11 protein-coding genes and 1 tRNA gene are annotated in these 14,429 nt (G+C 61.9%); 11 read left to right on the top strand and 1 reads right to left on the bottom strand.

What is annotated here, in order from left to right:
• Positions 1-236 precede the first annotated feature (236 nt).
• Positions 237-327: transfer RNA gene (locus F3J15_RS27070), tRNA-Ser, on the bottom strand.
• 186 nt (positions 328-513) lie between these two features.
• Here F3J15_RS27070 and F3J15_RS27065 point away from each other — a divergent pair.
• The 11 genes from F3J15_RS27065 to F3J15_RS27015 all read left to right on the top strand — a co-directional run bounded on the left by F3J15_RS27065 (position 514) and on the right by F3J15_RS27015 (position 14,226).
• Positions 514-1,143, top strand: a complete 630-nt coding sequence (locus F3J15_RS27065) for a LysE family translocator (protein WP_069248425.1) — start codon at positions 514-516, stop codon at positions 1,141-1,143.
• A 45-nt stretch (positions 1,144-1,188) separates the two neighbouring features.
• Positions 1,189-1,602, top strand: coding sequence for a hypothetical protein (locus F3J15_RS27060; protein WP_089446001.1), 414 nt, complete (start codon positions 1,189-1,191; stop codon positions 1,600-1,602).
• A 242-nt stretch (positions 1,603-1,844) separates the two neighbouring features.
• Positions 1,845-4,622 carry a type VI secretion system tip protein VgrG gene (locus tag F3J15_RS27055; protein WP_089446000.1) on the top strand — a complete coding sequence of 926 codons (2,778 nt, stop codon included), beginning with the start codon at positions 1,845-1,847 and terminating at the stop codon, positions 4,620-4,622.
• Positions 4,623-4,645: 23 nt separating this feature from the next.
• Positions 4,646-6,892 (top strand): hypothetical protein, encoded by a 2,247-nt coding sequence (locus F3J15_RS27050; protein WP_089445999.1) that lies wholly within the window; start codon positions 4,646-4,648, stop codon positions 6,890-6,892.
• Positions 6,889-8,367: a virulence factor gene (locus F3J15_RS27045; protein ID WP_089445998.1), complete on the top strand. Its 1,479-nt coding sequence runs from the start codon at positions 6,889-6,891 to the stop codon at positions 8,365-8,367. Before F3J15_RS27050 ends, F3J15_RS27045 begins: the two co-directional genes overlap by 4 nt.
• A gap of 9 nt (positions 8,368-8,376) precedes the next feature.
• A complete protein-coding gene (locus tag F3J15_RS27040) occupies positions 8,377-8,640 on the top strand; it encodes a PAAR domain-containing protein (RefSeq protein ID WP_011352637.1) in 264 nt (87 codons plus the stop codon).
• Between the two features lie 128 nt (positions 8,641-8,768).
• Positions 8,769-10,106: a virulence factor gene (locus F3J15_RS27035; protein WP_166895078.1), complete on the top strand. Its 1,338-nt coding sequence runs from the start codon at positions 8,769-8,771 to the stop codon at positions 10,104-10,106.
• A gap of 430 nt (positions 10,107-10,536) precedes the next feature.
• Positions 10,537-11,640 (top strand): toxic anion resistance protein, encoded by a 1,104-nt coding sequence (locus F3J15_RS27030; RefSeq protein WP_089445996.1) that lies wholly within the window; start codon positions 10,537-10,539, stop codon positions 11,638-11,640.
• Positions 11,641-11,660: 20 nt separating this feature from the next.
• Complete coding sequence (locus F3J15_RS27025; protein WP_166895076.1) at positions 11,661-12,407, top strand: VWA domain-containing protein; 747 nt, start codon at positions 11,661-11,663, stop codon at positions 12,405-12,407.
• 45 nt (positions 12,408-12,452) lie between these two features.
• Complete coding sequence (locus tag F3J15_RS27020; protein WP_089445994.1) at positions 12,453-13,469, top strand: DUF475 domain-containing protein; 1,017 nt, start codon at positions 12,453-12,455, stop codon at positions 13,467-13,469.
• 100 nt (positions 13,470-13,569) lie between these two features.
• Positions 13,570-14,226, top strand: a complete 657-nt coding sequence (locus tag F3J15_RS27015) for a TerD family protein (RefSeq protein WP_039369378.1) — start codon at positions 13,570-13,572, stop codon at positions 14,224-14,226.
• The last annotated feature ends 203 nt before the right edge of the window (positions 14,227-14,429 follow it).

The following is a 14,429-nucleotide window of genomic DNA, read 5'->3' as shown; positions in this document are numbered from 1 at the left end:
TCAGTTTGAACCGAATTTGTCGATCGGCAGATTGACTGCGCTCAACTTCCACGACCAGAGGTCGTCACGTTTGAAGATAAACGTCACCTCGTCGTCCGTTCCTTTTCGAGAGGTTGCCGCGACGGTCGACCCGTTCTTGTAGCCGACCGAATCCCTTCGAATCCCCCGCGCCAGACGACCTGTCGGCTTGCTTCTCTCCGGAAACGAAAATGCCCGCTGGCGCGGGCATTGAATTCTGGCGGAGAGAGGGGGATTCGAACCCCCGATAGGCGATTAACCTATACACGCTTTCCAGGCGTGCGACTTAAACCACTCATCCATCTCTCCGGAAGACCGAGAGTATAGCAAACTCTGGGGGCAGTTCGCCACTCCGTCCGACGATCCATGCAAATCGGACGGGGCGCGAGGTCGGCGGCCCGCCAGACAACCGTCGAGCGGGCGGTCGCGCCATCATGCGATCATGCTCCGTCCGCCTCCATTTTCCAGCCCTTCGTTCAACAGGAACGCCCCGCCATGTCGCTGTCCGCCTTGCTCGCTTTTGCCCTGATCCTGTCCGTCGGCGTCGCGACGCCCGGCCCGACGGTGTTGCTCGCAATGAGCAACGGCTCGCGATACGGGTTGCGTCACGCGATGGTCGGCATGCTGGGGGCCGTCACGGCCGATGTCGTGCTCGTTGCGCTGGTCGGGTGCGGTCTCGGGATGCTGCTCGACGCGTCGGAAACGGCATTCGTCACGCTGAAGCTGGCCGGCGCGGCGTGGCTCGCCTATGTCGGCGTACGGATGCTGCTGTCATCCGGCGGTTCCGCCGCTGCGCAGGCGCTCGATCACGCGACGCCCGATCGCCGGACCGCATTCCTGAAGAGCTTTTTCGTCGCGATGAGCAACCCGAAGTACTACCTGTTCATGTCCGCGCTGCTGCCGCAGTTCGTCGACCGGTCGCATGCGATCGCGCCGCAGTACGCGATCCTCGCGGCGACGATCGTTGCGATCGACGTTATCGGGATGACCGGCTATGCACTGCTCGGCGTGCATTCGGTGCGCGTGTGGAAGGCCGCGGGGGAGAAGTGGCTGAACCGCGTCAGCGGGTCGCTGCTGTTGATGCTCGCGGGCTACGTCGCGCTGTATCGCAAGGCCGCGAACTGACGCGGCGATGCTTCGGGAACAAGACCTCCACCAACTGGCCAGGCGATGAAGCCGATCGAGCGCTTCACGCTCGAAACGCACGACGGTCCGTATGAAGCGTGGCCGTCGCGCACCCATGTGCTCGTGAACGGCGAACGTTGCGGCCTCACCGTTTCCGGCTATGTGCTGCTTCGCCAGTTCGAGACGCCGGCCGCCTATCTGCTCGTCACCGACTACGACTGCCTGTTCGAGGAGGCCGTCACGTTCACGCTCGTGTCGAAGGATCCGTTGAAGGAACTCGCGCGGCGCACGGTCGGCGCGATGTACGCGTCGTGCCATCTGGACGACATGACGTGGGCCGACGACCGGCATTTCAGCGCGACATTCGTCAACATCGAAGGACGGTGGGATTTCACGATTCGTGACCGATCGGTGCCGTTCGTGTTGCCGCGGTTAGGCATGCGGCAAGTGCCTGCCTGAGCGACGCCATGACGACGATCGGGCGTCGCCGGACGAGGCGCGATCAATTCGAAAGATTGTGAAATTTTAAATCTGGTTAGAAGCATTACACAAAGCGCACCAAAACCTTTCAAAATTTCGTCACTCGCCTGACAAATTTGATATGCTCGCGAAAAAACAGGCGGGCGGCACTCCCAGGACGGACCAGCGGGCGTGATTTCCCGGTGAACAACGAAGTAAAACAAGATCCTGAGAGTCACGCTGTGAATACAGCCGAATTGCTACGCACATTTGCGTCCGGGGTGGTCGATCAGAACAATCGACCGGTTCGCATGAACTGGGGGCCTGCCCAGAAGACGCTCGAGCAGGTGCTCGCGCTCCAGTATGCCGATATCCGGGAAGGGTTGATGACGGGCATCGAGGGGCATCTGACCTGCGTGTCCGCGCGGGCCGATCTCCCGATCCGCAGCTTCATCGGGCTACCGGTTTCCGTCGAGATGACGACCGATCGCGGGCATCTCCATACCATCAACGGCATCGTCACCGACGTCCGCACCGGACAGTCGGACGGTTCGCTCACCTGCTACCAGTTGACGATTCGCGACGTGCTGTCGGTGATGGAGCGGCGAACCAATTCGCGACTGTTCCGCACCAAGAACCTGCCCGACATCCTCGGCGTGCTGCTCCAGGAGTGGCGCCAGCGCAGCTCGGCGCTGGCGGGCGCATTCGAATTCGACCTGTCCGGCCTGCAAGGCGAACGCTACCCGGCGCGTGAACTCACGCGGCAGGTCAACGAGTCGGACGCGCACTTCATCCGGCGGCTGCTGCGGCGCGATGGTGCGACCGTCTTCGTCAAGGCCGGCAAGGCCGGCGAGCGGGCGAACGGCAACGCGAACGACACGCCGGTTCATACACTGGTCTTTGCCGACGATTCGATGAAGTTGCCCGAGACGATTGCCGGTACCGTTCGCTATCACCGCGATGCGGCCACCGAAGAGCGCGACTCGATCACGCTGTGGGCGACGAGCCGCAGCCTGATCCCCGGCAAGATCGTCCGGCCGACATGGGATTACAAGACCGGCCGGATGTCGCAAACCGAACAGGCGACGATCGTCGACCAGGGCGACGGCGGCAACGATCTCGGGCGTTTGCTGGCCGACAGCGTCATCGATATTCCGCACGCGGGAAATTCGTCGTCCGATCTCGACCGGATCGGCAAGGACCGCATGCTTGCGCACGAACTGCGCGCAGAATCCGTCGACGGCGTGAGCAATGTGCGCGATCTGGCCGTCGGCCACTGGTTTGCGCTTGCCGAGCATCCGCAGCTCGATACATTGCCGGCCGAGCAGCGGCAGTTCGTCGTCACGTCGCTTCATCATCGTGTACGCAACAACCTGCCGAAGGAACTGAACGAGCGCGCACAGTCGCTGTTCGCGGCAAGCCGCGTGCTGTTCAACGCGGTGCCGACCGACGTGAGCAGCACGCCGGGCGATGAAAACGACAGGCGCTACGAGAACACGTTCTCGTGCGTACGACGCGGCGTGCCGCTGACCCCGGCCTACGATCCCCATGTCGACCTGCCGGCCGTGCATCCGATGACGGCCGTCGTCGTCGGACCCGACGGGGAAGAGGTGTTCTGCGATGAAATGGGCCGTATCCGGGTGCAGATCCAGGGGCTGAACGCGGACGATCACGCGCATGCGCAGGGCGCCGGCACGAGCGGCACGCCGACCGACAGCGCGCCGGTGCGCGTCGCCTGCGCGCTCGCCGGGCCGAGCTTCGGCGCGAATACCTTGCCGCGCGTCGGCATGGAGGTGCTGATCGGCCATATCGGCGGCGATCCGGATCGGCTCGTCGTGATGGGCGTGCTGGCCAACGGGCCCAACATGCCGGCGACCTTCAGCCACACTGGCGCGCTGCCGGGCAACCGTTATCTGTCCGGCACGAAGACGAAGGAAATCAAGGGGCAGCGGTACAACCAGATCCGCTTCGACGATACGCCGGGGCAGATCAGCAGCCAGCTGGCGAGCGAGCATGCGCATAGCCAGCTGAACCTCGGCTATCTGACGCAGCCGCGCGACAACGGCCAGGGGACGGCGCGCGGCGAGGGCGCCGAGTTGCGCAGCGATGCGCACGTGGCGATTCGCAGCGGCAAGGCGATGCTGATCTCGGCCTGGGAACGGCTGCGCGCGAGCGACGGCCACCTGGCGCGGGACGAGTATCTGCAACTGATGCAGGAATGCGTCGAGCTGTTCAAGAGTCTCGGCGACTATGCGGGCCAGCATCAGGGCGTGGCGCCCGATACGCAGCCGCACGACGCGCTGATGACCACGGTGAAAGGCTGGCCGAACGGGGAAGTCGCCGGTGGCGGCGAGTCGTCAGGCGCGTCGATGGCGGCGATCGGCATCACTGCACCGGCCGGGATCAGCATCGCGACGCCGAAGACCGTCACGACCCATGCGGGCGGCAACGTCGACATCGTCGCGCAGAATCACCTGCAGTACACGAGCGGACAGCGGATCAACCTGCAGGCCGGCCATGGCGTGGCGATGTTCGCGCACAGCGAAGGGATCTCGGCGATTGCCAACCAGGGGAAGGTGGCGCTGCAGAGCCAGAACGACGATACGCAGATCGATTCCGCGAAAAACATCCAGATGACGGCGGGGGGCGGAAAGCTCGCGGGCATGGCCAGCGAGCAGGTCGTGTTCGTGACGTCGGGCGGCGCGTATCTGAAGCTGCAGGGCGGAGATATCGAGCTCGGGTGTCCGGGGAGTTTCACCGTCAAGTCCGCGTCGCATACGTGGGCCGGGCCGGCGAGCATGAGCACCGATTTTCCGAAGTTCGACCAAGGTTCGCTGGGGCGGGTGCCGAAGCTGGTTCGGGCGACCGACGGGCAGCCGGTCGAAGGGATGGAAGCCGAGGTGCGCAAGGCATCGGGCGAGTTGATCAAGGGGAAGACCGACGCGCAAGGCAAGCTGGCGCCGGTCAGCAGCGATCAGTTCGAACAATTGGCGGTGCGCTTCTTCAAGTCGAGAACCTGAGCTGAGTCTTCAAGAAAAACAACATGTTCAACTACAACTTTTCGCAGAACCCGGACGACCCGTCGAAGATGGCGGTGGGTGGTGGAGCGGGGACGACGCTGTTCAATCGGAACGACCTCCAATGCGTGATGCAGATGCCGCTGCCGGGCGTCGTCATTTTCGTTCACGGGGTGAATTCGGAGGGCGAGTGGTTCACTGCGGCCGAAAAAGGGCTTTGCGATGGATTGAACCGGCGCATGGGGCGGTATGACGATCAGTTGTTCCAGTGCGGGCCGTCGGCCGGGCAGATGAAGCCAGTCAGTTATATCGACAGCCTGACGCCTGACGGATTTTTGAATCCGGAAATGTCCTCGCGGACGTACATCAAGCCCGACCCCTCCTTTTCGCCTGTCATTCACTTTCGGTGGGGCTACTCCGCGAATTTGAAGGAGCTGAAAGAGTATGGCGACAAGATCATGCTCAACGAGAAGAACTACTGGGGTGGCGGGCCGTTCGCGGGCGGCTGTTCGAGTTTGCCGGATTTGTGGAACGATGGGTTGCACGACCGACTTTTTCTGTGGCTGACCGTCCAGCACATGAATTCGATCGGCAATCGCAAGATCTATTCGACGCCGCCGCGTACCTACGGCGTGCTGGGTGCACTGCGACTTGCGCGCCTGGTCGAATCGATCCGCAAGCGGCAGGCCGACGTGCCGATCACGATCGTGTGCCACAGCCAGGGAAACATGATCGGGCTCGCCGCTGCGTTCCTTGGCGACCGGTTGCCCGAGGTGACGGATCAGTGGGGCAAGAAAGGACGCTGCGTCGCAGACACTTACGTTCTTGCCAATCCCCCGTACAGCCTCGTGGAGAGCAACTTCACCGATACCTGGGCACAGCGCGGGGTACGCGACAAGAACGGGCATGTGGGGCGCGAGACCTATGTCGCACGCAAGGAAACGCTGAGGGAGTACTTCGATATCCTGCGCGCTCGTGCTGATCTGGAGATGCCAGCGGAGGATCTCGATCGCGCGATGGAAAACGCAAGACCGTCGAAGTGTGGGGGGAAGCCGTATAGCGCAGCCAAGGACCGGGAGGCGCATGGGTTGTACGGGACAAACACCTACGGAAGAGTGACGCTGTACTGCTGCCCGCATGATCAGGTCATCTCAGCCCTGACCGTTCAAGGGATCGGCTGGCGCGGCATGAGTATCGAAGAGATCAGTGCGACGAACGCGTGGGGTGTTTTCTCGCAACGCGTGTTCGCGTCGAATTTCGAGGTCGGCGGTGACAACAAGCTATACCGGTATTGGGAGGATGACTGGCGTAGCAGCAAGAACAAAACGGAGGGTTTTTGGTATCCGCCATCACCGCCCGCGCGGTACGGGTTTGCGCGAGGCATGCATTCAAATGAATGGTGGATCGCGAAGTTTTTCACGCTTGTAACGAGCCCGGCTCTCTACCTGTTCAACTTGTCGGACATGGAGGTCAACGCCTTACCGCCGGAAAAATGGGAAATCCCGATTACCGCACCGATGCTCGACAAGGAAACGCGCTTCTTTCCAAAGGCGTTGCGCTATGGCAAGCCATCGGGCGCGTGCGATGCGGACGGGAAACGGCTCGAAGAAGGAGCCTTCAACGAGGGCTATGATCCGCCGTCGGCCGGGCTCGATGCCAACAAGGAGAACAAACGGGATGACGATCCATACGACAACTTCGACAAAAAGTCAGAAAAATTCGCGACGCCCGCGGGCGACGCGCTGAAAGCGAAGGGCGACGCAGCATCCGAGGCTGCGCAGCGATACGAGGATCATTCCATTCTCCGGATGGAGGCGCGGAGATCAGGGAATCGCCGCTGGGTCGACAAGGACGGAAAGGTGATCGGAGAGGACGATCCGGACGCAGCGAGCGCTGACTATACCGAATGGCGGAACAAGGAGATCTTCGAGATTCTGAACGGCGGGGACAAGAATAACCCCACCAATCATTCGACCATCATGACCAACAAGGACCATGCTGAAAATGCATTGGCCTATGATGTGGCGATTGGGGTTTGTTATTTGACGGAGAATGACTTCTACAAGCTTCGTATCGAGGCGGACTGGAGGTTTGTCGAGGATCTGGGTGACAGTAATCCGAGCCAAAAATTCTATGAATATTTTTCTTACGGCAAATATCAGAAATTATTCCTTCAAGATTGGGTGAAGGTCGATAAGGATGCGATGATGCCGTCGAAAATACATGACGAACGCGATGGAGGGTTGTTCCTCAAAATCGGGGGCATCTTATGAGGGCTATGATTGCGACATGGCCTCGTCGTGCAGGGATCGCTGGCGTTGCGATGGTCGTGTCCTCAATCGTTTCACTGGTGCTTTTGATTTCAATCGGTGATTCGACAGGCGGGTTAACAAATTGGGGGGAGTTGATGAAGCGATTGGTGCTGCTGCCGGGGCTTCTGGCGATTGTGGTGTTGGCGTTGACAACAGTTCTTGCAGTGCCCAAAGCGGTAGCTGCGCCGGCTGCCAACAAGGCGGCAGGCACGGGGGCGGAGTCTTCAAGACCCTTTGTGGCGCAAGTGGTCGGTCTCGAGTGGATGAATCCACTGCATCGAAGAGACTATCCGACAGAGTGGCAACTGTTGTGGACGCTCGGGTTGGTCAAGCCGAACAGCAACGACGATATGGTTCGGACGAACCCCCAAAAATATTCGTCGTTGCAAGCAATTTCCATTGTGGCGGACGGGCAGCGGGGCAGTGAGTCGTTTACGGGGTTTTATAAGAAGTATATTCGTAAGCTGCTTGTGTTGTTTCGTACGCGTTACGTGACAAGCTCGGATTATTTTTATACGGTTAAATCTGATAATAAAAATGAATGGCGCGAGTTGGCTGGTATTCGCGTCGAGCTTGCCATTCCGAGTGCTCGTCTGGATCCGGCGCTTGCTGGAACGTTTTTGCGCGATGAAATGGTCAATGCTTACGAGATCGGGAATCCATCCGCAAAAGATCTTTGGAGCCGCGATACGCCACCCGATATACACGTGACATCGGGGCACGGCAATGCCGGCTTCACGTCATTGAATGCTGCGCTGGATTATCTGGCTACACACCCTGACAAAAGCGTCTGGGTGATGAACTGGGACGCACCCAGTTTCCCGCCGAGTGACGGACAGATCAACGAGAACATGGTGGTGCTGTTCCTTGCGGGCCCTGACCTGAAGACCGAGCGTGAGCCGCTTGCCTGGATCGGCAAGGCTGCACGAGGCAACGTCAAGGATTTCGAGGCGAAGCAAGGCGCGAGCCGTGCGGTACAGGCATGGAAGTCGACGATCGATACGGCGGCGAGCAATGCGGGCGTGTCAGTCTCGTCATTGAATTACATCGTGCACGACGCAGGCAAGGGTAGTGATGCTGCATCGACACGGATTGCCTCGCTATCGCAAACGCTGACGGAAGTGCTGCCGGAATACGATTTCCGTACGCAGACCTTCAACACATCGGCGCTGCTCGGCGACATGGGCGCCGGCGCCGCGCTGACGGACGTGGCGCTCGCCATCGGCCGGGCGAATCATCTCGGCGGAAACGTGCTCGTAGCCGGAACGACCGACACCGAGCATCCGACCGCGGTGGTGGTGGTCGCACCGTCGAAGCTGACGCCGATCGACGCGGGCAAGAACTGGTTCCGCGCACGCGGTGAAAACAACGCGTACTTGCCGTGGTGGGGCCGCCGTCACGATGCGCGTCAGGCATCGCAGGGCTATTCGGAATAAGGAGCGCGCATGCGCGGAATCATTCGGGTCGGCGATGCGACGAGCCACGGCGGTCAGGTCGTGACCGGCAGCGCGGTCAGTGAAGTGATGGGGCGGCCGGTCGCCCGGCTCGGCGACACGTGCGTCTGCCCGATCTCGGGGCATCAGGCCTGCTTTATCGCCGAAGGCGATCCGCAGGTGATCGTCGACGGAAAACCCGCGGCGTTCGATGGTCACAAGACTTCGTGTGGCGCGACGCTGATTTCGAGTCTGGCGTCGTCCGGGCGGGAATGAGTCGTTGGGACGGTTGTCACGACTTACTCGCCATTGGGAATGAAGACGGGGGTTCCGGTTCCGGCCGGGCTCCGGTGCCTGCTGGTCGACAGCCAACGCATTGCTGACCAGCTTGATTAGGAATATTCATGTCCCGTCTCACTCTTGTCAGACACGTCGGATCCGTTGTGATCGCGGCGGCGACAATCCTGTTGGTCTTGCCGGTGCGTGCGGAGATGAACGCCGCATCGACGCAAGCCGTCGAGGGTGCGTCCTCAGCGCCCTTCGTTGCCCAGGTCGTCGGACTCGCATGGCTCAATCCGCTGCAACGGCGTGACTATCCGACTGAGTGGCAACTGCTGTGGACGCTCGGGCTGGTCAAGCCGAATAGCAACGACGATATGGTGCGGACCAAGCCTGCGAAATACACGACCTTGCAACCGATATCCATCGTCGCGGATGGTAGCCGGGGCCGTGAGTCGTTTTCCGGGTTCTATGAAAAGTATGTCAACGAACTCCTGGTACTTTTTCGCATTCGCTATTTCGTGAACAGCGACTACTTCTATACCGTCAGCTCGCGCTGGCGGTGGAATTGGAGAGAACTGGCTGGCATACACGTCGAGCTGGCCATTCCCGGCGATCGACTGAACCCCAAGCGGGCAGCGTCATATTTGCGCGGCGAGATTGCAAGCATGTTCGAAATCGGCAACCCGTCCGCAAAAGATCTATGGAGCCACGATACGCCACCTGATGTCCACGTGACGTCAGGTCAAGGCAACGCCGGCTTCACGTCGCTGAACGCCGCACTGGATTATCTAGCCGCTCACCCCGACAAAAGCGTCTGGGTGATGAACTGGGACGCGCCGAGCTTTCCACCGCAGGACGAACAGATCAACGAGAACATGGTGCTGCTGTTCCTTGCCGGCCCGAATCTGAAGACCGAGCGCGAACCACTGGCGTGGATCGGCAAGGCTGCACGAAGCAATGTCGGCGATTTCGAGACGAAGCAAGGCATGAGCCGTGTGGTGCAGGCATGGGCATCGACGATCGACGCGGCGGCGAGCAACGCAGGCGTCACAGCCTCGTCACTGAATTACGTCATTCACGACGCAGGCAAGGGCAGCGATGCCGCGTCGACAAGGGCCGCCGTGCTGTCGCGATCACTGACCGAGGTGCGGCCGGGATATGACCTCCACGCACAGACCTTCAATACGTCGGCACTGCTCGGTGACATGGGTGCCGGCGCGGCGTTGACCGATGTCGCACTGGCGATCGGCCGCGCGAATCACCTCGGCGGAAACGTGCTCGTGGCGGGAACGACCGACACCGAGCATCCGACGGCGGTGGTAGTCGTCGCACCGTCGAAGCTGACACCGATCGACACCGGCAAGAACTGGTTCCGCGCACGCGGTGAAAACAACGCGTACTTGCCGTGGTGGGGCCGTCGTCATGATGCACGTCCGGCATCGCAGGGCTATTCGGAGTAGAACCCGCCACAGAACGATTGTCACAATGCATCGCGTGTCTGCATGACGGGATTCGCCGGATTTATCGCCGCCCGATGCATCGCGACAATGGTTCTCGCCGCGTTAAGCAATCTGTAACAATCAGTGGAATAGAAAGAGGTCGTTTCTTTCAAAATACTTTCTATTACTCGCTGCCTACGTTTCCCGGGAAATCCGGATTCACGCTCCATCAAGGCATTTGTCCTCACGTCACCCGGAGCCGTATCGAGACCTCCATCGCATACATTACAAAGCGTATGGATATTGAAAGATTTGCATCTCTTGACGCACCGCGTCGTCGCCCTTATTGTCCGTCTGCCGCCCGTGAGAGAGCACGGCGGCAATCGCGGATGCGCGCCTCACGCGCATGACAACACGCAGCAGAAAGCAGAAAAGGAAACGTGGTAGCCACATGAAGCCGCTCTTCGACGACAAGAACTCCGATGCGGTCAGCGATCGTCCTTCCACCCCGTCTTCGTCACCCGTTGCAGCGCCCGCCACCGTGCCTGCCGCCGCCGTTGCCATGCCGGCTGCACGCCCGGCGGAGAACGTCCGCCTGATCACCGTCGACGAGATCGACCAGCTCGGCGCGACGCAGGGCACGCGGATCGCGGCCTTCTCGCAGCAGATTCTCGCGAGCGTCCGCGCGTCGGATGCCGACCAGTTCGGGGACAAGCTCAACGAACTGATCGCGACCGCTAAGGGGCTCGACCCGCGCGGCGCCGACAAGGGCGGGCTGCTCACGCAGGTCACGCGGCTGTTCCGCTCGACCAAGGAGAAGCTGCTGTCGCAATACGAGTCGGTGAGCAAGCGGATGGACACGCTCGTCGTCGAGCTCGAGAACCATGCACAGCGCCAGAAGGCCGGCATCGACGAGCTCGAGCGGATGTACAACGACAACTACGCGCTGCATCAGGAGCTCGCGCAGTCGAAGGCGCACGGCGAAACGGCGCTCGCGACGCTGCGGGCGCATCTCGCGGCCGGCCAGCAACCGGTGGACGACGCGTTCGCCGCACAGCGCCTGCTCGACGTGAAGCGCAAGGTCGACGCGCTCGAAAGCAAGCTCGACGACCTCGACCGCGCGATGCTGATGTCGAAACAGCTCGCGCCGCAGATCCGGATGGAGCAGGATCAGAAACGCACGCTGACGTCGAAGTTCATGACGATCAAGACCGTGCTGATCCCCGCGTGGACCAACGCGTTCGCGCTCTACCTCGAGCAGCTCAGCACGAAGCGCGCGGCGGCGCTCGCCAATGCGACGTACGACGCGGCCGACGAGGCGATCCGCGCGCAGGCCGACCTGAACCGCCAGAACGCGCAGGAAGTCGCGAAGCTGAGCCAGCGCCCGGTGATCTCGACCGACACGTTCGAATACGCACAGCAGCAGCTGTTCGGCGCATTCGACGACATCACGCAGATCATCGCTGACGGCAAGCGCCAGCGTGAGCAGGACGCGCCGCGCCTGCGCCAGCTCGAACAGGACCTGATCACCCGATTCGCTCCGAAGCACAACTGAAAGAACCGAGAGAACACCGCATGATTACGCTTGAGAAACGCGCGGCGAAGGTCGCGATCGTCCTCGAAAAACGCCAGATACTGAAGCCGCCCGTCGTGCGCGTCGGCGCGGCGCTCGACATCTCCGGCTCCGCGAAGCCGCTGTACCAGTCGGGCGTGATCCAGGACACGCACGACCGGATTCTCGGCATCGCATTGAAGTTCGATGACAACGGCGAAGTCGACACGTGGACCTTCACCGAAGGCTACGACCGCCTGCCGACCGCGACGCCGGACAACTACGGCTCGTACATTTCCGATCATGTGCTCAACGCGCGGATCGACAAGTGGGGCGGCACGCAGTACGCGCCGGTGATGAACGACATCGTCGACTTCTTCTTCCGTGCGCCGGAGCCGTCGCCGAAGCGCGAAGAGAAGCGCGGCTTCCTGAGCCGGCTGTTCGGCGCAGCGGACGAGACGCCCGCGCCGGCCGCCACCGCGCCGGAGAACGGCCACCTGCCCGCATGGGTGCTGTTCGTCACCGATGGCCAGAACCCGAAGAACGACCGCAAGCGCGTGCGCCAGCTGCTCGCCGAGTCGCAGCACTACCCGCTGTACTGGTCGCTCGTCGGCGTCGGCGATCCGAGCGAATTCGACTTCCTCGCGGAAGTCGCGGACGAGATGCCGAACGTCGGCTTCCTGCATCTCGAATCGCTCGACGTCAGCGACGAACAGATCTACGAACAACTGATCACGCAGGAATTCTGCGACTGGGTGCGCGCGAAGTAAGCGCAGCCCGCCCGCCTTTTATCCCGAACTCGATTACCCCCAATCATGTTGAAAGACTTCAAGATCCCGTTGTCGCTCACGGTGCTCGCGCTGATCGCGGCCTATCTCCTCGGCGGCGTGAAGGACATGCTGATCGTCGCGGTCCTGTCGGTGCTCGAAATCTCGTTGTCGCTCGACAACGCGGTCGTCAATGCATCGGTGCTCAAGAACTGGTCGGAGAAGTGGCGCAACCGCTTCATGGTGTTCGGCCTGCCGGTCGCGGTGTTCGGCATGCGGCTCGTGTTCCCGCTGCTGATCGTCGCGGTGATCGGCCACATCGGCATGTGGGACGCGCTGAAGCTCGCGATCGAGTCGCCGGCGCAGTACGCGTCGATCCTCACGTCCGCGCATCACCAGGTCTCCGCATTCGGCGGCGCGTTCCTGCTGATGGTGTTCTTCAAGTTCATGCTCGACACCGAGAAGGACGAGCACTGGATCGGCTTCCTGGAAGGCCCGATGAGCCACCTCGGCCGGATCACGGCGCTGGAAGTGGCGCTGACGCTCGCCATCATCATCGTCGCGTCCCTCTACGTGCCGGCGGCCGAGCAGGTGGCCTTCCTGCTCGCGGGGGCGTTCGGCGTGATCAGCTTCGTGATCGCGCACGGCATCGGCGACCTGATCGGCGGCGAGGAGACGGGCACGCGCGTGGTGCGCGAAGGCGTCGCGGGGTTCATGTATCTCGAAGTGCTCGATTCGTCGTTCAGCTTCGACGGCGTGATCGGTGCATTCGCGCTGTCGAACAACATCTTCCTGATCGCGCTGGGCCTCGGCGTCGGCGCGGCCTATATCCGGGAGATGACGCTCGTGCTGCTGAAGAAGGGCACGCTCGCGCAATACCGCTATCTCGAACACGGCGCGTTCTGGGCAATCGGTGCGCTCGCAACGATCATGTTCCTCGGCGTGAAGTTCGAGGTGCCCGAGGTCATCACCGGCCTGGTCGGCGCGGCGATGATCGCCGCGGCCGTATGGTCGTCGATCGTCGTGCAACGCAAGGAAGACCGGACTGCCGTGGCGGGCGAGTGACCCCGCGTCACGCGCGGGTCGAACATCGTCAACGAGGGGCCGCGCAGGGCGGCCCGGCATTGCCGCCGGCACAACGGCGGTTCCAGCAGAAGAGGTTCAGATGATCAATTTGTCGAAAGGCGGTCGCGTCAACCTGTCGAAGGAAGCGCCCGGAACGCAGAAGTTCCGCATCGGTCTCGGTTGGGATGCGAACGCGACGGACACGGGTACGGACTTCGATCTCGACGTGTCGGTGTTCCTCTGCAAGTACGACGCGCAGAGCAATCCGAAGCTGATCTCGGATCAGCACTTCGTGTTCTACAACAGCGAAGTGCGCACGATGGAGCGCAAGGACACCTTCATCCAGCCGGGCGACGATTTCCCGAAGCGCGGGATGCCCGCGTCGAAGTGCCTGGGTGTCGTGCATAGCGGCGACAACCGCACGGGCAGCGGCGACGGCGACGACGAGGTGATCTTCATCGACATGACGAAGCTCGCGGCCGACGTCGAGGAAATCTCGGTGGTCGTGACGATCGACCAGGCCGAAGCGCGTCGCCAGAATTTCGGCCAGGTGCGCAACAGCTACATCCAGATCGCCGACGAAGTGTCGGGCGCGGTGATCGCGAAGTACGCGCTCGAGGAAGACTTCTCGATGGAGACGTCGGTGCAGGTCGGCAGCTTCTATCGCCGCGACGGCCACTTCATGTTCAAGGCGGTCGGCGCCGGCTACAACCGTGGCCTGGGCGACTTCGTGCGCGCATACGGCGGCGCGGTCTGACTGGCGGCAGCCCGGCCGGCGGGATACCGCCGCGCCGGGCAGGAAGCAGCGATGACGAATCCGTCCGACGAGCCGAAGCGGCTCGAGTTCGATACGACGCCCGAGCGCACGCCCGGGCGTCTTGCGTTCGACGCGCCGCCCGCGGCCGCGGCGCCGGTTGCGCGCGGTCCCGAGCGGCCCGCGCCGCAGGCGCTCGACTTCGG

This window comes from Burkholderia sp. Ap-955 (assembly GCF_011753045.1).
GTDB lineage: Bacteria > Pseudomonadota > Gammaproteobacteria > Burkholderiales > Burkholderiaceae > Burkholderia > Burkholderia lata_D.
The sequence above is the reverse complement of the archived record's forward strand: the minus strand, read 5'-3'. Positions and strand labels throughout refer to the sequence as shown.

Excerpts from the sequence above, each read along its gene's own strand:
- F3J15_RS27040 (WP_011352637.1), top strand. The coding sequence starts at position 8,377 with ATGCGCGGAATCATTCGGGTCGGCGATGCGACGAGCCACGGCGGTCAG.
- F3J15_RS27065 (WP_069248425.1), top strand. The coding sequence starts at position 514 with ATGTCGCTGTCCGCCTTGCTCGCTTTTGCCCTGATCCTGTCCGTCGGC.
- F3J15_RS27020 (WP_089445994.1), top strand. The coding sequence starts at position 12,453 with ATGTTGAAAGACTTCAAGATCCCGTTGTCGCTCACGGTGCTCGCGCTG.
- F3J15_RS27025 (WP_166895076.1), top strand. The coding sequence starts at position 11,661 with ATGATTACGCTTGAGAAACGCGCGGCGAAGGTCGCGATCGTCCTCGAA.
- F3J15_RS27050 (WP_089445999.1), top strand. The coding sequence starts at position 4,646 with ATGTTCAACTACAACTTTTCGCAGAACCCGGACGACCCGTCGAAGATG.
- F3J15_RS27060 (WP_089446001.1), top strand. The coding sequence starts at position 1,189 with ATGAAGCCGATCGAGCGCTTCACGCTCGAAACGCACGACGGTCCGTAT.
- F3J15_RS27030 (WP_089445996.1), top strand. The coding sequence starts at position 10,537 with ATGAAGCCGCTCTTCGACGACAAGAACTCCGATGCGGTCAGCGATCGT.
- F3J15_RS27045 (WP_089445998.1), top strand. The coding sequence starts at position 6,889 with ATGAGGGCTATGATTGCGACATGGCCTCGTCGTGCAGGGATCGCTGGC.
- F3J15_RS27035 (WP_166895078.1), top strand. The coding sequence starts at position 8,769 with ATGTCCCGTCTCACTCTTGTCAGACACGTCGGATCCGTTGTGATCGCG.
- F3J15_RS27015 (WP_039369378.1), top strand. The coding sequence starts at position 13,570 with ATGATCAATTTGTCGAAAGGCGGTCGCGTCAACCTGTCGAAGGAAGCG.